Here is a 15,645-nt window from a genome sequence, read left to right as displayed (position 1 = left end):
TTCCAAGTAACCCGCCGTCAGGGCGGAACCCTAAGCCGCCGTTACCGCAGCAATGGATATGTACTCAGTCAAAAAAATCCAGATCGGCTGTCAGGCCGCCTTCGCTGGCAAGCCAGCTCCTACAAGGGGGATGCTTAGGTTTCAGTGCCGGCGCTTGAGGGTATCCGACGGCAGCTCGCCGAACTGTTTGCGGTAGCTGTCGGAGAATCGTCCCAGGTGCAGGAAGCCGTAGTCCATTGCGATTTCAGTGACGTTGCGCACGTTGCAGGTCGGGTCGCTGAGGCAAGCGTTGACGCGTTCCAGGCGTTTCTGACGGATGTAATTTTTCGGCGTGGTGTTCGCATTGCGTTCGAACAGGCCATACAACGAGCGCAGGCTCATGCTGGCCTGGCGCGCCAGCTCTTCGCTGTCGATGTCCTGCTTGAGATTCCTGGCAATGTAATCGGCAATCGCTTCGAACGTGGCGGCCTGCGAGCCGATTTCGAGGCGGCTGACGTTGGTCTTCATCAGGCTCAGCATCTTGCTGACGATGATCTGCGCGTAATGTTCCTGCACCCGGGGAATCTGCTCGGTGGCCTCGGCCTCCTGGCAAATCATCGCCAGCAGGCCGACAAAACCTTCCAGTTCATTGAGCTGATAACGGTTCTCCAGGAACCGTACGCCCTGCCCCGGATATCGCCAGCGCTGCTCGTTGCAGACGGATTCGAGCAATGAGGTGGGGACTTTGAGGATGAATTTTTCGCAGTCGTCCGAGTACGTCAGGTCGACCGGATCGTCGGGGTTGATCAGCAGCAACTCGCCGGGGGCGAAGTAATGCTCCTGCCCGTGACCGCGCCACAGGCAATTGCCCTGCAACAACACTTGCAAGTGATAGATGCTTTCCAGCGCGCCCGAGGTGACGCGAACGCTGCCGCCGTAGCTGATCCGGCAAAGGTCGAGACTGGCGAACTTGCGATGATTGAGGCTGGCCAGGGGGTGCCCGGCACGAGGCATCAGGATGCAATGATTACCGACATGCTGATTGACGTAGCCCGACACCGCGTAGGGGTCGGCGTGGTCGAATACGGTGCTGCGCTGACTCAACAGTTGCGCTTGCATCATCGGGTCACTCTCGTTTTTGTTATCGGTTGCGTCGGGGCATTCTAAGGCAGTACTTGCAGCGGCGTATCAGTGGACTGACCTGCGGGCCTTCTCAATGAAACCTGTAGGAGCGAGCTTGCTCGCGATGGACTTGAGGACGCCGCGGGGGATCAGGCACCCAGCGTCATCGTTGACGTCCATCGCGAGCAGGCTCGCTCCTACAGGGAATCAGGACAATCAGTCCTCGAGTGCGCGGACCCGCTCGTGGCGCTGTTGCTCCTCGGGCTGGGCAGACGACTGCAAGGTGAAGTCGAACTCGATTTCGGCAAAACGACCGCTCACGCCATGGGCCGCCGCGCGCTGCTGATCGTCGCTGAAGGTGATCTTGGCGATCAACTCGTCGCGGGTGGCGTAGGCAAAGTCATCGTGCAGGTACTGATCGCCGTCGAGGTTGATCTGGGTCGTCAGGTGGCGATGATCCGGCGCGGAAATGAAGAAGTGCACGTGCGCCGGGCGCTGGCCGTGACGGCCCAGTTGATCGAGCAGTTGCTGGGTCGGACCGTCCGGCGGGCAGCCGTAGCCCGACGGCACGATGCTGCGGAAACGGTAGCGGCCTTCGGCGTCGGTGACGATGCGGCGACGCAGGTTGAATTCCGATTGCGTGGTATCGAAGTACGAGTAGGTGCCGCCGGTATTGGCGTGCCAGACGTCAACGACAGCGCCGGCCAGGGGTTCGCCAGCGGTGTTGAACACGCGGCCCTGCATGAACAGGGTCACGCCCGGATCGACGCCATCGTCGAGGCGCGCTTCGCCGACCGACAGCGGCGCGCCCGCCACATACAGCGGGCCTTCAATGGTACGCGGTGTGCCGCCGGACTTGCCGGCCTGTTCGTCTTCGGCGTCCATCAGCAGGTCGAGGTAATGCTCCAGACCGAGACCGGCCACCACCAGCCCGGCCTCCTGGCGCGCGCCCAGCACGTTGAGGTAGTTGACGGCTTTCCAGAACTCTTCCGGGGTCACGGCCAGGTCTTCGATGATGTTCACCGAGTCACGCAGGATGCGGTACACCAGCGCCTTGGTCCGCGGGTTGCCGGCGTCGTTGAGCAGGCCGCTGGCCTCTTCGAGAAATTTCTGGACTTCGGCAGTGTGGGAAATCTTGACGTTCATTTTGCAGGTTCCTCATCTTGTAATTATTAGCGTAGCGCTGAGCAGGCTGGGCTCAGCGATCATCGTCACGGATGGAAGAAGGATGCCGGCACATCGCGTCGATTTCGATGGCCATGTACGGGAACAGTGGCAATTGCATCAACAGGTCATGCAGTTCCTGAACGCTGTCGACATCGAACACGCTGTAGTTGGCGTAGTGCCCGGCGATGCGCCACAGGTGGCGCCACTTGCCCTGCTCTTGCAGGCGCTGGGCCAGGGCCTTTTCGTCAGCCTTGAGTCTGGCGGCCGCTTCGGGATTCATGTCGACCGGCAGGTTCACGGTCATTTTTACGTGGAACAGCATAATGCTCTCCTCAGGCTTGATGAATGGCGGTGGAGGTCTTGTCGCGGCGGAAGAACGCCAGGCGCTCTTCATCCAGGCTCAGGCCCAGGCCCGGCGTTTTCGGCACGTGCAGTTCAAAATCGCGATACACCAGCGGTTCGCTGAGAATGTCTTCGGTCAGCAGCAGCGGGCCGAACAGTTCGGTGTCCCACGCCAGTTTGTTCAGGGTGACAAAGGCATGGGCCGAAGCCATGGTGCCCAGGCCGCCTTCAAGCATGGTGCCGCCGTACAGGGCGATGCCGGCCGCTTCAGCGATGGAGGCGGTGCGCAGCACGGCGCGTGGGCCACCGTTCTTGGCGATTTTCAGGGCGAACACCGAGGCCGCGCCTTCGCGGGCCAGGTTGAACGCATCTTCCACGCTTTCGATGGATTCGTCGGCCATGATCGGCGCCGGGCTCATGGCGTTCAGGCGGGCCATGCCGGCGCGGTTGTTGCGCGAGATCGGCTGTTCGATCAGGTCGATTCCGTTGCTGCCGAGGATTCGGCAGGCACGAATCGCGACGGCTTCGTCCCAGGCCTGGTTGACGTCGACCCGCACGCTGGCGCGATCGCCCAGGGCTTTCTTGATGGCAATCACATGGGCCAGGTCGCGATTGACCTCACCGGCACCGATCTTCAGTTTGAAGATGCGATGGCGGCGCAGGTCGAGCATTTTTTCCGCTTCGGCGATGTCTTTTTCGGTGTCACCGCTGGCCAGGGTCCAGGCCACGGGCAGCGAGTCGCGAACACGGCCGCCGAGCAATTCGCTGACCGGCAGGCCGAGGCGTTTGCCCTGGGCGTCGAGCAGCGCGGTTTCGATACCGGACTTGGCAAAGGTGTTGCCACGGATGCTGCGTTCCAGGCGCAACATGGCGGCGTTGACGTTGCCGCTGTCCTGGCCGATCAACAGCGGTGTGAAGTGCGTATCGATGTTGGTCTTGATGCTGTCCGGGCTTTCATTGCCGTAGGCCAGGCCACCGATGGTGGTGGATTCGCCGATGCCTTCGATGCCGTCGGCGCAACGCACGCGAATGATCACCAGGGTCTGGTTCTGCATGGTGTGCATCGCCAGCTTGTGCGGGCGGATGGTCGGCAGATCGACGATGATCGTCTCGATCGACTCAATGGCGGTTGCTAGCATTTCGATACCCGTCAGGTTCTTGAAGTTCTGAGTCGGATTCTCATACGGCTTTTTCCGGGCGGCCAATATAGAATTGGTCTGGCTTGATACCTTAAAGGTATTCAATTGAAAATCCGGAGGCCCCATGGAACTGCGTCACCTGCGTTACTTTCAGGTGCTGGCTCAAACCCTCAACTTCACTCGCGCCGCCGAGCGCCTGCACATTGCCCAACCGCCGTTGAGCCGGCAGATCCAGCAACTGGAGGACGAATTGGGGGTGATGCTGCTGGAGCGCGGCCGACCACTGAAGTTGACTGACGCCGGGCGGTTTTTCCATGAGCACTCCACTGCCCTGCTCGAACAACTGAGCAAGGTCTGCGACAACACGCGGCGTATCGGCTCGGGTGAGAAAACCTGGCTGGGTATCGGCTTTGCCCCATCGACCCTGTATGGCGTGCTGCCGGAACTGATCCGACGGTTACGCAGTGGCGAGCCGCTGGAGCTGGAGTTGGGCCTGTCGGAAATGACCACCCTGCAACAGGTGCAGGCCTTGAAAGCCGGGCGCATCGACATCGGTTTCGGCAGAATCCGTATCGACGACCCGGCCATCGTCCAGACCGTACTCACCGAAGACCGCCTGGTCGCCGCCCTGCCCGCCGGGCACCCGTTGCTCGCAGGCCCCATCAGCCTGCGGGACCTGGCAAAGGAACCCTTTGTGCTGTACCCCGGCAATCCACGGCCGAGCTACGCCGACCATGTGATTGCCCTGTTCGAGTCCTACGGTGTGAGCATCCACGTCGCGCAATGGACCAACGAGTTGCAAACGGCGATCGGTCTGGTAGGGGCAGGAATCGGGGTCACGCTGGTGCCGGCCTCGGTGCAGTTACTGCACCGCGACGACATCGGCTTCACCCCGCTGCTGGAAGACAACGCCACCTCGCCGATCATTCTCAGCCGACGAGTGGGCGATGTGTCGCCGGGGTTGAACCATTGTTTGCGGATGATTGATGAACTGCTGCCACCAGGGATTTAAGGCAATAAATACCTGTGGCGAGGGAGCTTGCTCCCGCTGGGCCGGGCTGGCGCTCCTGCGCGCAGCGGCCCTATCTGCACGTTTTCTAATGGGTGTTCCCGCCCCAGATCCAGTTCCAGAAACCCGGCAACTCGACCGGCTGTGAATCGTCGCGCACGGTTCGCGCCATGGCGGCCTGCAGCACCGCGGCCTGATTGTCGTAAAACGGCTTGTCCGCGGTTTTCACTCCGGTCTCCCGGGCGCTGTCGAGCAATATCTGCAGGTACTCACGGGTATGCCGGGCGGTATAACGGTTGAGGTCGTGGAAGGTCACCACCACCGGAATCACGCCATCGACCACCGGCAATTCGCCGCGGGCAATGCGTTCGCGTACTTCGGACATCGAGCGCAGCATGTGCGACCGGCGGCGGGGGCTGGCGTTGAAGCCCCAGATCTTGCCGTCATTGGCGCTCAAGTCCGTCAGCAGTACATGCAGGCCATGTTGCTGATAAGCGGCGAACGTGCGTTTGTCGTAATTCCAGAATGGCGGGCGCAGCAGGATTGGGCGGGCGCCGGTGATCGCTGCGATGTCGGCGCTGCCATCGGTCAGGGCCTGTTCCAGCGCTTGCGGCTCCAGCGAGCGATGGTTGGTGTGCCAGGGCGTCGCCGTGTGGAAGCCCAGAATGTGGCCTTCGGCGTGTTCGCGCCGCATGATGTCCCGGCCCAACTCACTGCCGCCGGCTCGCGGTGCACGGGTTTGCACGAAGAACACGGCCTTGATGCCCGGTTGCAGCGGGTTTTGCGCCAGGCTCTCAAGCACTGTGACGGTCGGATTCCACCAGCTCGATGCGCTGGGGCCGTCATCGAAGGTCAGCAGAAACCGGATGGGAGGTTGCTCGCGCAATCGCTGTTCGGTCTGCGGAGTCATTTCAATCGGTGCTGCGATACAACCCAGCAGCCCCACTGCCAGGGCGCACACCGTTAAACACTTGAACAACTGTTTCATCTTCTGCCTTGGGCCAGACCATCACGGTCGATACGTCAACTGGCAAGAATCCTTCGCCCGTTCATCCGTCGTCAGCCCGCATCGAGACGGCGAGCCGAGGTTGGATAAGGTACACAGAGTTTGGTTCCAGTGCTTGCCAGCCCGTTTCGTCGCCACCGACTAAACTGAAAAAAACGCTCAACCAGAGTGTCAGGCCATGTGCGGACGACTGTCGCAATACCGTGGAATCCACGATTTCGTGAAGGTGCTGAGCATCCCCGACGCGCTGGTCAACCGCGTCGGCAACGAACCCCTGGCACACTATAACGCCGCACCCACTACGCAACTCGCCCTGTTGCACCTGGAGAATGAGCGACTGCACGCCGACGCCGTGCGCTGGGGTTGGCGACCGCACTGGGCGACGGATCGCGTGGAGCCGATCAATGCCCGGGTCGAGAAAGTCGCCCACGGCCCGTACTTCCGGGCGATCTGGCCCCATCGCGCGATCTGCCCGATCGATAACTGGTTCGAATGGGTCGACGACGGTGATGGCAACAAACAACCGTGGCTGATTCGGCGACGGAACCGGGCACCGGTTTTTTGCGCGGCCATCGGCCAGTACCCGATCGGCGGAGCCCCTCACAGGGAGCATGACGGTTTCGTCATCCTGACGGCCGACAGCGCGGGCGGGATGCTCGACGTGCATGACCGACGCCCGGTGGTGTTCTCGCCCGAGCTGGCGCGGGAATGGCTGGACCCGGCCACACCCAAGGAACGAGCCGAGGAAATGGCGCTGTCCCAGGGCGAGGTCAGTAACGTATTTGAGTGGTACAAGGTCGACAAGGCGGTTGGCAATGTCAGGAACCAGGGCGCCGCGCTGATTAAAGAAGTTCCATGAACTGATCAATAGCTGTAGGAGCGAGCTTGCTCCGGGCGGCGTTCCGACGATGGACTCAAGAACGCCGCGTTTAGCCAGTAAACACGCGTAATCGTTAACGTCCATCGCGAGCAAGCTCGCTCCTACAGCAGGGGGCGTGCCGCTCAGAACTTGCGGTCAGGCTCTGACAGTTCCTTGCCGTCGTCAGGATGCTTCCAGTCCGGTACCGAACGCTTCTGTTGCTCTATCTCTTCTTCCGTGGGTTCGTCCTCTTCTTCTTCCGGGTCCGGACGCTTGGGGTCAGTGGCCATGTTCACCTCTCTTCCTGAAGGGATCGGTCATCCACTTTAAGCGTAGAACAGTTTGCGTCGACCGGCTCACAGCCACCAGCGCAGCAAAAAGAAGAAGCCCATGCTCAACAGCATGCTGAGCAAGGTGTTGCGGGTGTAGAGCACCAGGCCGACGGCGACCAGTGAGCTGATCAGATAAGGGTTGTCCCATTGCAGGTTCAGCTGTTTTTCCGGCATGAACACAATCGGCCCGCAGATCGCGGTCAACATGCCCGGTACGGCAAACCCGAGGAATTGCCGGGCATTGCTGCTCAGGCGCACCGGCAGTCGCGGTTCCAGAAAAACATAGCGATTGAGGAACACCAACACGCCCATTCCGATAATCACGGCCCAGACCATCATGTGCGTCCACCATGGAATTTATTGCAGACAAACCCGGCGGTCATGCCCGCCAACCCCGACAGCACCAGCGCCGAGCCCCATTGCCAGTAGCTGAACAGCACCGAGCAGAACAGCGATACTGCCACGCACACCACCGTCGGCACGTTGCGGACCACCGGGGTGATCAGGGCAATGAACGTGGCCGCGATGGAGAAATCCAGACCCAGGTGTTCGAGGCCCGGAATGCTGCTGCCAAGCACAATGCCCGCCAGGGTGAACAGGTTCCAGGCGATGTAGAACGTCAGGCCTACGCCCAAGGCATACCAACGGTTGAATTGCTGCTTGTCGTGCTGACTGGTCAGGGCGAACAACTCATCGGTGAGCAAAAAACCCAGGCCTGCACGCCAGTGCCCCGGCAACGGAGAAATCACCGAGCGCATGCTCATGCCGTAAAGCAGATGCTGGGAGGTCAGCAGCAACGTGGTGAGCAAAATCGAAAAGATCCCGGCACCGCCCTTGAGCATGCCAATGGCCACCAGTTGCGCGGCTCCGGCAAACACGATGCTCGACAGCCCCTGGCCTTGCAGGGGCGTGAGGTTGGCCTCGATGGCCATGGAACCGGCCAGCAAGCCCCAGGGCGCGGTGGCCAGGGACAGCGGCATGATCGCCGCGGCGCCACGCAGAAAGGCACTGCGCGGCATCATTGAGTTGGACATGACGTTCTACAGACAGGGAAAGACCCCAGACTTTGCCAGCTATGACGGCCAATGGCTTGAACAATCTTGCTCACTGATACGACGGCGTGCCATTCATCGGCTGCCCGCTTGATTCGGCAAAGTGCTACCAACATGATGGCGCTGCATTTTCATCGAGACCTGGCCCTTCATGAGTTCAGTCGAAACCGACAGCGACGTATACAAAACCCTGCTTGAGTCGACCAAAGCCATTCCCTGGCGCATCGACTGGAAAACCATGACTTTCAGCTATATCGGGCCACAGATCGAGGAACTGCTGGGCTGGAAGCAGGACAGTTGGACCACGGTCAACGACTGGGTCGAACGCATGCACCCGGATGATCGCGACTACGTGATGGACTTCTGCGTCTCGCAATCGCGGGCCGGTCTCGATCACGAGGCCGACTATCGGGCGCTGACCGAGAGCGGCGAGTACGTGTGGATTCGCGATGTGGTGCACGTGGTGCGCAAGGACGGCGAAGTCGAAGCGCTGGTGGGTTTCATGTTCGATATCAGCGAGCGCAAGAAAACCGAAGAACACCTGATCCGTCTGCAAAAGCAGCTCGAAGAGTATTCCTTCCAGGACGGCCTGACCGGCATCGCCAACCGCCGCATGTTCGACACCGTGCTGGAACGCGAGTGGACCAATGCCCAGCGCACGGGCTCGCCGTTGTCGGTGATCGTGCTGGATATCGATTACTTCAAGCAGTACAACGACCATTACGGCCACATCAAGGGCGACGAATGCCTGCGCCGTGTCGCGCAAACCCTGTCCCTGGCGGCGAACCGGCCACGGGACTTCATCGCCCGGATCGGCGGCGAAGAGTTCGTCTGGCTACTCCCGGATAGCGACGCCGAATCCGCCAGGCTGGTGGCGCACAAATGCCTGCACCTGATTCGCCAGCAGCAGATCCCCCATGAATTCTCGAACGTGTCGAACCTGCTGAGCGTCAGCCTGGGCGTCGGCATCACCGCCGCTTCTGTGCATGCCACGGCGCTGGAATTCGTCGACCAGGTCGATCAATTGCTCTACAAGGCCAAGCACAACGGGCGGATGCGCGCCGAGTTCGCTGACTTTCGTGATTGACAAACGGCGCGCCGACTTTTAAAACTGGGCGCCTCACTCAGGGTGTAAGCAAGTATGTCCGCAACCTTCAACTTCAACTTTTCCGTCTTTGGCTTGATTGCCAAGGCGCAAGGTTGCGTTGCGCACGCCCTCAAATCGAAGAAACAGTCGCTCATGTGACCGGGGCGCGCTGTCCCGTCAGATGAGCTGACAGGACATTGAGCGCGACGGACCACCCTCCCCTTGCTTACTCTCCTTCTACGCTCCTGACGGTGACGACATCGGTCAACCATCAGGAGAAAGTGCATGTCCGCGTTTCAAGGTATCTGGGTTCCACTGGTAACACCGTTCCACAACGGTGCCATCGATTTCGTCGGCTTGCGCCGGCTGGTCAGCCATCTGCTGGAAAAAGGCGTCGACGGCCTGATCGTTTGCGGCACCACCGGCGAACCGGCGGCGATGGGCAAACATGAGCAACTGGCGGTGCTCGATGCGGTGCTGGAACAGGCGCCAGCGCAACAGGTGGCCATGGGCCTGGCGGGTAACAACCTGATCGAGTTGTTGCAGTTCCAGAGCGAGGTTCTCAAGCGCCCGGTGGCTGGCCTGCTGGTGCCGGCGCCGTATTACATCCGCCCTTCCCAGGCTGGCCTGGAGGCGTTCTTCCGCACGGTTGCCGATGCCTCCAGCGTGCCGCTGATCCTCTACGACATTCCCTACCGTACCGGCGTGGCCTTCGAACAGGCGACCCTGCTCAACATCGTCGCCCACGAGCGCATCGTCGCCATCAAGGATTGCGGCGGCAATTTTTCGAATACCCTGGCCCTGCTCGATAGCGGCCATGTCGACGTGCTGTGCGGTGAAGACAACCAGATCTTCAATGCCCTGTGCCTGGGCGCCAAAGGCGCGATTGCCGCATCGGCGCATGTCCATCCCGAACTGTTCGTGCAGTTGCACCGGCAGATCCGCGACAACCGCCTGGCGGACGGCCGCGCCACGTTTTTCCGTTTGCTGCCGTTGATCAACAGCCTGTTCCTGGAGCCCAAGCCGGCCCCGGTGAAAACCGCGCTGGCCCTGCAAGGCTTGATCGGTGACGAACTGCGTGCGCCGATGCAACGCAGCAGTGAATCGATGACCCTGCGCTTGAAAGCCGTGCTCAGCGCATTGGGCCGTGACAATCGATAGAGCGCCCGCCAGCGGTCCGAGTACCATGGGGCGATTCGATCAGCCTTCAGGGGCACCGATATGCTGTACCGAATCGCCGCCGATGGGCTGATGCTGTTGCACCTGTTGTTCATTGTATTTGTGTTGTTCGGCGGGTTGCTGGTGCTCAAATGGCGCCACCTGATCTGGTGGCATCCGCCCGCAGCGCTGTGGGGTATGGCGGTGGAGTTCCTCCACTTGCCCTGCCCGCTGACCGACTGGGAAAACCGTCTGCGCCATGGGGCCGGGCAATCCGGCTATGGGGGTGGATTCATCGAGCATTACCTCTGGCCGGTCATCTATCCCGCCGGCCTGACACCCGGCATTCAGTTGGGATTGGGCGCCGTGGTGCTGGTGATCAACGTGCTGGTCTATCTTCGATTGATCCGTACCCTGTAGGAGCTGGCTTGCCAGCGAAGGGGGCCTTGAACGTTGCGTTGTTTTCAGGGCGCCTTCGCTGGCAAGCCAGCTCCTACAAAGTTGTCGTATTCGTTTGAGGATGCAGAACATGCTGTCGACCGAAGACCTGGCGCTGCTCGAGGCCATCCGCGAAACCGGCAGTCTGTCGCGGGCGGCGGCGCACCTGGGCAAGGCGCCGTCGACCGTGTCCTATGCGGCGCGGCAACTGGAGGAGCGTTTCGATGCCTTGCTGTTCGACCGCCGCCGCTACCGTTTGCAACTGACCCCGGCGGGTGAATTGCTGGTCAACGAAGCGGCGCGGTTGATGCAGGACGTTTCGCGCCTGACCCAGCGGGTCCGGCAAGTCGCCAACGGCTGGGAGAGTCGCCTGTGGATCGTGACCGACGAACTGCTGGAGTTCGAAACCCTGATCCCGGTGATCGACGAATTCGATGCGCTGCAATCCGGTGTACCGCTGCGCATCACCCAGGAAGTACTCAAAGGGGTCTGGGAAGCCCTGCGCGAAGGCCGCGCAGACCTGATCATCGGCGCCACCAACGAGCCTCCGGCGATCCCGTCCTTGCGCTGGATGCAACTGGGGGAAATGGAATGGGTGTTCGCGGTGTCGCCCAAACACCCGTTGGCCAGGGCCAAAGGCCCGATTACCCGGGCCATGGTCGCGCAGCACCGGGCGATTGTGGTGGCCGATTCATCCAGAGCCACCGAGGGCAGCACCTACGGCGTCACCGGGGGGCAACCGGTGCTGGCCGTGCCGACCATGCGCGCAAAAATCCTGGCCCAGTGCAATGCGTTGGGGGTGGGTTGGTTGCCACGACACCGGGTTGGTTCGCTGCTGAAAAACGGCACGCTGGTTGAAAAGCCGATGGCCGACCCGCGCGAACCGAACATCCTGTACGCCGGCTGGCGTGGCGACCATGACGGTCGCGCCCTGGGCTGGTGGCTGGAGCAGCTTGAAAAGCCCAACCTGGCCACCCGGCTGGTTCAGGGAACGGACCGGTTTGCCTGACGCCTGACGATCAGTTGGCGATCACGCTCATGTTGCGCCCACTGGCCTTGGCCACGTACAGCGCCCTGTCTGCCGCACCGATCAGGTCTTCGGAGCGAACCTGGGAAGCGGCATTGCTGGCACACACACCAATACTGACCGTCACGCTGCCTTCCGGGCTGTCGTTGTGGGGAAATTCGGCCTGTAGCACCGCGCGGCGGATTTTCTCCGCCACCAGAAATGCCCCCACGTAGTCGGCGCCGGGCAGCACCACGGCAAACTCTTCGCCACCATAACGGGCGGCCAGGTCACCGGGGCGTTTGATGTTGTCCGTGATGATCGCACTGACCTTGCGCAAACACTCATCACCGGCCAGGTGGCCGTAGCGGTCATTGAACGGTTTGAAATGATCGACATCAATCATCAGCAGCGCCAACTCGGTCTGGCTGCGCCGGGCACGCCCCATTTCGGCATCGATGAACGCGTCGAACTGACGCCGGTTGGCCAGCCCTGTCAGCGCATCCTTGAGGGCCAGGCCTTCGAGATTGCGATTGACCTCCAGGAGCTTGTCCTGGGTGTCCAGCAACTCGACCTGCACCAGGTTCTGCTGCTTCATCAACTTGATGAGCCGGAACCCCAGTACCCCGAGAACACTCAGCAACAACGTGACGATGCAGACGCTGAGCAGGGTTTCCCGGCGCCAACTGGCCAGCACTTCATCCTTGTTCAACGCGGCAAAAACGATCAGCGGATACCCCTCGACCCGGCGGTACCCCGTCACCCGCTCGACACCGTCGACAATCGAAGTGATCGTGGCCGTGCCCGAGTCGCCCTTGGGCAACAACCGGGTGAACAACGGGCTTTTGGCAAGGCTGGTACCGATATCCGTCTCCTTGAAGGGTCTGCGAATGACAATGCTGGCATTGTCGGCGATCAGGTTGATCACGCCGTTACTGCCCATGTCGATGCTGTCGTAGAGTTGCAGGAAATGGCTGAGGTAAATCGACGCCAGTGCCACGCCCGCAAAGCTGCCATCGGGATGATTGACCCGGCGCGAAACCGTCACGATCCATTCACCGCTCGAACGGCTCTTGATCGACGGCCCGATGTGCGGCCCGCGGCTGGGGTTGTCGCGATGGAAGATGAAATACTCGCGGTCGGCGTTGTTGACACCGGTTTGGCCGACGCCATTGGAATTGGCGATCCACTGGCCTTTTTCGTCGAAAACGAACAGGCCGTGGAGCTGGCTCAACTCACTGCGCTGGGCATTGAGCAATTGCGGCAGCCGGGACTGATCCATACCGTCGTGCTCCAGGCGATCGACCAAAGCGAACAGCAGCGTGTCGGCCTGCTTGACCGTTGCCTGCGCTTGCGAAGCCAGGGTCTGCGCAAGGTTGGACATCACCACTTCCTTGTCATGCAGACGGTACTGGCGTGAGCTCCAGGCCTCCCAGATCACGATAACCACCATCGACAGGCACACGGCGAGCAGCAGGATCACCGCCGAGCGGACCTTGAGCCGGGGCACCGCTGGCCGGAGCATTTCAATATGATCGTTGATCGACGGATGTCCCATGGTGCTCCCTGATTATTTGTGACAGGGCGACTCTTCCTGATCGCCGCTTTTGCTCACTATGCCTGATCCAGGCTCGCAATGATGTTAGCGCGCCGCCTGCTTTACCGCCTCCAGCCACGCCGGATCCAGCCGCGTCTGCCCGGTTTCGATACCCAGCGCCTGCATCCGCTCCTTGTGCTGATCCATTTCGCGGATCAACTGGCTGTGGTCACTGGAGTTGCCGTCCAGTTGATGCATCTGGTTCAGCCCCAGATGGTAGAAACGCAACAGCTTCATGGCAACCGGATCACCCTTCTCCACGGCCGCGGTGACATGATGCATGACATTGGTGATGCTCATCAGGCTGCGCTTGAGCTGCCAAGCGTAGACCGCCGGCGCCATCCATTCCTGCTGCCAGAACACTTTGCGCATCAGCGCCGCCATTGCCAGCACCGCAACAAACACGCCACCGACGTTGAAGCGCAGATTGTCGCCCCCCGGCGCGCCGAACAGAGCCACCGCCGCCGTGGACAGGCCCATCGCCAGCGCCAGAAAGATCAGGGCAATGATGACCGTGCTGCGCCGCGTCTGTTGCCGGTAGGTATCGGCGTTCATCGGCTGGATTTCGAACATTGCGTCGGGTTTCCTGAGCTTCAATGGTAAAAAAGGGGGGCTGAGACAAAAAGACAGCGGGCCATTATCGCCTCTGCGCGGGATTTAGCTATGCTGGGGCCCCTTTTCATCTTTTCATCGTCAAGCGGGGGACATGGCGAGACCGTGCAGTTCGTGCCATCTTCTTTCATGAATACACATTATTCGGATGCCATTCGTGGTTGCTGTGTGAATGACATCGTTTTAAGGATCATTGAATGACCCAACGCCAAGTTATCAACGCCTCCGTCAGCCCCAAAGGCAGCCTGGAAACGCTCTCGCAACGGGAAGTCCAGCAATTGAGCGAAGCCGGTTCCGGCAGCACCTACACCCTCTTCCGCCAGTGCGCCCTGGCCATCCTCAATACCGGCGCCCATGTCGACAACGCCAAGACCATTCTTGAAGCCTATAAAGATTTTGAAATCCGCATTCACCAGCAGGACCGCGGCGTACGCCTGGAACTGCTGAACGCCCCGGCCGACGCCTTCGTTGACGGTGAAATGATCGCCAGCACCCGGGAAATGCTGTTCAGCGCCCTGCGTGACATCGTCTACACCGAAAACGAACTCGACAGCCAACGCATCGACCTGAGCAATTCCCAGGGCATCAGCGATTACGTCTTCCACCTGCTGCGCAACGCCCGTACCCTGCGCCCCGGCGTCGAGCCAAAGATCGTGGTGTGCTGGGGCGGTCACTCGATCAACACCGAGGAATACAAATACACCAAGAAAGTCGGTCACGAACTGGGCCTGCGCAGCCTGGACATCTGCACCGGTTGCGGCCCCGGCGTGATGAAAGGCCCGATGAAAGGCGCGACCATCGCCCACGCCAAGCAACGCATCCACGGTGGCCGCTACCTGGGCCTGACCGAACCCGGAATCATCGCCGCCGAAGCGCCGAACCCGATCGTCAACGAACTGGTGATCCTGCCGGACATCGAAAAACGCCTGGAAGCCTTCGTCCGCGTCGGCCACGGCATCATCATCTTCCCGGGCGGCGCCGGGACGGCCGAAGAGTTCCTGTACCTGCTCGGCATCCTGATGCACCCGGGCAATGAAGGCCTGCCCTTCCCGGTCATCCTCACCGGGCCGAAACATGCCGCGCCGTATCTGGAACAACTGGACGCGTTCGTCGGCGCCACCCTGGGCGACGCCGCCAAGCAGCACTACCAGATCATCATCGATGACCCGGCCGAAGTGGCGCGGCAAATGACCCTGGGCCTCAAAGCGGTCAAGCAGTTCCGCCGCGAGCGCAACGATGCATTCCACTTCAACTGGCTGCTGAAAATCGACGAAGGCTTCCAGCGCCCGTTCGACCCGACCCACGAAAACATGGCCAACCTGAAGCTCAGCCTCGACCTGCCATCCCATGAACTGGCGGCCAACCTGCGCCGCGCGTTCTCCGGCATCGTCGCCGGCAACGTCAAGGACAAGGGCATCCGCCTGATCGAAGAACACGGGCCGTACCAGATCCGTGGCGACGCGGCGATCATGCAGCCGCTGGACCTGCTGCTCAAAGCCTTCGTCGCCCAGCACCGCATGAAACTGCCGGGTGGCGCGGCGTATGTGCCGTGTTATCGGGTGGTGGCGTAGCCCGTACGGTATGAACTTTACTGCCGCGGGCCGCCATGATGAGTGTGGCGGATGAATCAACAACGCCCCCCTGCTCGCGGTGGCGGCGTGGCAGGCGGCGGGGATTTTTGAGGGTGTACATATCCGTTGCTGCGGTAACGGCCACTAACGGTTCCGCCTTTACGGCGGG

General features: G+C 61.1%; 17 protein-coding genes. 7 read left to right on the top strand and 10 right to left on the bottom strand.

The genetic code is table 11. The features are described from left to right. Nucleotides 1-141 precede the first annotated feature (141 nt). The 4 genes from PMI31_RS24725 to PMI31_RS24710 all read right to left on the bottom strand — a co-directional run bounded on the left by PMI31_RS24725 (nucleotide 142) and on the right by PMI31_RS24710 (nucleotide 3,749). Nucleotides 142-1,101 (bottom strand): AraC family transcriptional regulator, encoded by a 960-nt coding sequence (locus PMI31_RS24725; RefSeq protein ID WP_008021894.1) that lies wholly within the window; start codon nucleotides 1,099-1,101, stop codon nucleotides 142-144. 216 nt (nucleotides 1,102-1,317) lie between these two features. Next, a complete protein-coding gene (gene catA / locus PMI31_RS24720) occupies nucleotides 1,318-2,247 on the bottom strand; it encodes a catechol 1,2-dioxygenase (protein ID WP_008021890.1) in 930 nt (309 codons plus the stop codon). 52 nt (nucleotides 2,248-2,299) lie between these two features. Further along, nucleotides 2,300-2,590 (bottom strand): muconolactone Delta-isomerase, encoded by a 291-nt coding sequence (catC, locus tag PMI31_RS24715; protein ID WP_007978984.1) that lies wholly within the window; start codon nucleotides 2,588-2,590, stop codon nucleotides 2,300-2,302. Nucleotides 2,591-2,600: 10 nt separating this feature from the next. Next, nucleotides 2,601-3,749, bottom strand: a complete 1,149-nt coding sequence (locus PMI31_RS24710) for a muconate cycloisomerase family protein (protein WP_162130446.1) — start codon at nucleotides 3,747-3,749, stop codon at nucleotides 2,601-2,603. A 124-nt stretch (nucleotides 3,750-3,873) separates the two neighbouring features. On the opposite strand from PMI31_RS24710, the gene PMI31_RS24705 reads away from it, so the two are divergent. Beyond that, the gene (locus PMI31_RS24705) at nucleotides 3,874-4,761 is read left to right on the top strand and encodes a LysR family transcriptional regulator (RefSeq protein ID WP_008021886.1); all 888 of its coding nucleotides are present in this window, start codon (nucleotides 3,874-3,876) and stop codon (nucleotides 4,759-4,761) included. An 85-nt stretch (nucleotides 4,762-4,846) separates the two neighbouring features. Here PMI31_RS24705 and PMI31_RS24700 read toward each other — a convergent pair whose 3' ends face one another. Further along, nucleotides 4,847-5,746: a polysaccharide deacetylase family protein gene (locus PMI31_RS24700; RefSeq protein WP_008021885.1), complete on the bottom strand. Its 900-nt coding sequence runs from the start codon at nucleotides 5,744-5,746 to the stop codon at nucleotides 4,847-4,849. A 196-nt stretch (nucleotides 5,747-5,942) separates the two neighbouring features. Here PMI31_RS24700 and PMI31_RS24695 point away from each other — a divergent pair, with 196 nt between their 5' ends. Beyond that, complete coding sequence (locus PMI31_RS24695; protein ID WP_008021883.1) at nucleotides 5,943-6,623, top strand: SOS response-associated peptidase family protein; 681 nt, start codon at nucleotides 5,943-5,945, stop codon at nucleotides 6,621-6,623. A gap of 143 nt (nucleotides 6,624-6,766) precedes the next feature. Here the strand turns inward: PMI31_RS24695 and PMI31_RS31110 are convergent, their stop codons facing one another. From PMI31_RS31110 to PMI31_RS24685, 3 genes are all read right to left on the bottom strand, one after another. Next, nucleotides 6,767-6,913, bottom strand: a complete 147-nt coding sequence (locus PMI31_RS31110) for a hypothetical protein (protein ID WP_008021881.1) — start codon at nucleotides 6,911-6,913, stop codon at nucleotides 6,767-6,769. 66 nt (nucleotides 6,914-6,979) lie between these two features. After that, nucleotides 6,980-7,291 (bottom strand): AzlD domain-containing protein, encoded by a 312-nt coding sequence (locus PMI31_RS24690; protein ID WP_162130447.1) that lies wholly within the window; start codon nucleotides 7,289-7,291, stop codon nucleotides 6,980-6,982. Continuing rightward, the gene (locus tag PMI31_RS24685) at nucleotides 7,291-7,989 is read right to left on the bottom strand and encodes an AzlC family ABC transporter permease (RefSeq protein ID WP_008021878.1); all 699 of its coding nucleotides are present in this window, start codon (nucleotides 7,987-7,989) and stop codon (nucleotides 7,291-7,293) included. The genes PMI31_RS24690 and PMI31_RS24685 overlap by 1 nt, the downstream gene beginning before the upstream one ends. 169 nt (nucleotides 7,990-8,158) lie before the next feature. Here PMI31_RS24685 and PMI31_RS24680 point away from each other — a divergent pair, with 169 nt between their 5' ends. The 4 genes from PMI31_RS24680 to PMI31_RS24665 all read left to right on the top strand — a co-directional run bounded on the left by PMI31_RS24680 (nucleotide 8,159) and on the right by PMI31_RS24665 (nucleotide 11,699). After that, nucleotides 8,159-9,094 carry a GGDEF domain-containing protein gene (locus PMI31_RS24680; protein WP_008021876.1) on the top strand — a complete coding sequence of 312 codons (936 nt, stop codon included), beginning with the start codon at nucleotides 8,159-8,161 and terminating at the stop codon, nucleotides 9,092-9,094. 285 nt (nucleotides 9,095-9,379) lie between these two features. Next, nucleotides 9,380-10,255 (top strand): 4-hydroxy-tetrahydrodipicolinate synthase, encoded by an 876-nt coding sequence (dapA, locus tag PMI31_RS24675; protein ID WP_008021874.1) that lies wholly within the window; start codon nucleotides 9,380-9,382, stop codon nucleotides 10,253-10,255. A 60-nt stretch (nucleotides 10,256-10,315) separates the two neighbouring features. Beyond that, the gene (locus tag PMI31_RS24670) at nucleotides 10,316-10,672 is read left to right on the top strand and encodes a DUF2784 domain-containing protein (RefSeq protein ID WP_008021872.1); all 357 of its coding nucleotides are present in this window, start codon (nucleotides 10,316-10,318) and stop codon (nucleotides 10,670-10,672) included. Nucleotides 10,673-10,781: 109 nt separating this feature from the next. Next, nucleotides 10,782-11,699: a LysR family transcriptional regulator gene (locus tag PMI31_RS24665; RefSeq protein WP_008021871.1), complete on the top strand. Its 918-nt coding sequence runs from the start codon at nucleotides 10,782-10,784 to the stop codon at nucleotides 11,697-11,699. Nucleotides 11,700-11,709: 10 nt separating this feature from the next. Here PMI31_RS24665 and PMI31_RS24660 read toward each other — a convergent pair whose 3' ends face one another. After that, the gene (locus PMI31_RS24660; protein WP_008021869.1) at nucleotides 11,710-13,254 is read right to left on the bottom strand and encodes a sensor domain-containing diguanylate cyclase; all 1,545 of its coding nucleotides are present in this window, start codon (nucleotides 13,252-13,254) and stop codon (nucleotides 11,710-11,712) included. An 84-nt stretch (nucleotides 13,255-13,338) separates the two neighbouring features. Continuing rightward, nucleotides 13,339-13,866, bottom strand: a complete 528-nt coding sequence (locus PMI31_RS24655) for a DUF3087 domain-containing protein (protein ID WP_008021868.1) — start codon at nucleotides 13,864-13,866, stop codon at nucleotides 13,339-13,341. 236 nt (nucleotides 13,867-14,102) lie between these two features. Between PMI31_RS24655 and ppnN the strand changes: the two genes are divergently transcribed. Further along, nucleotides 14,103-15,476: a nucleotide 5'-monophosphate nucleosidase PpnN gene (gene ppnN, locus PMI31_RS24650; RefSeq protein ID WP_008021866.1), complete on the top strand. Its 1,374-nt coding sequence runs from the start codon at nucleotides 14,103-14,105 to the stop codon at nucleotides 15,474-15,476. The last annotated feature ends 169 nt before the right edge of the window (nucleotides 15,477-15,645 follow it).

This window comes from Pseudomonas sp. GM55 (assembly GCF_000282395.1).
In the GTDB taxonomy this organism is placed as follows: Bacteria; Pseudomonadota; Gammaproteobacteria; order Pseudomonadales; family Pseudomonadaceae; genus Aquipseudomonas; species Aquipseudomonas fluorescens_CC.
The sequence above is the reverse complement of the archived record's forward strand: the minus strand, read 5'-3'. Positions and strand labels throughout refer to the sequence as shown.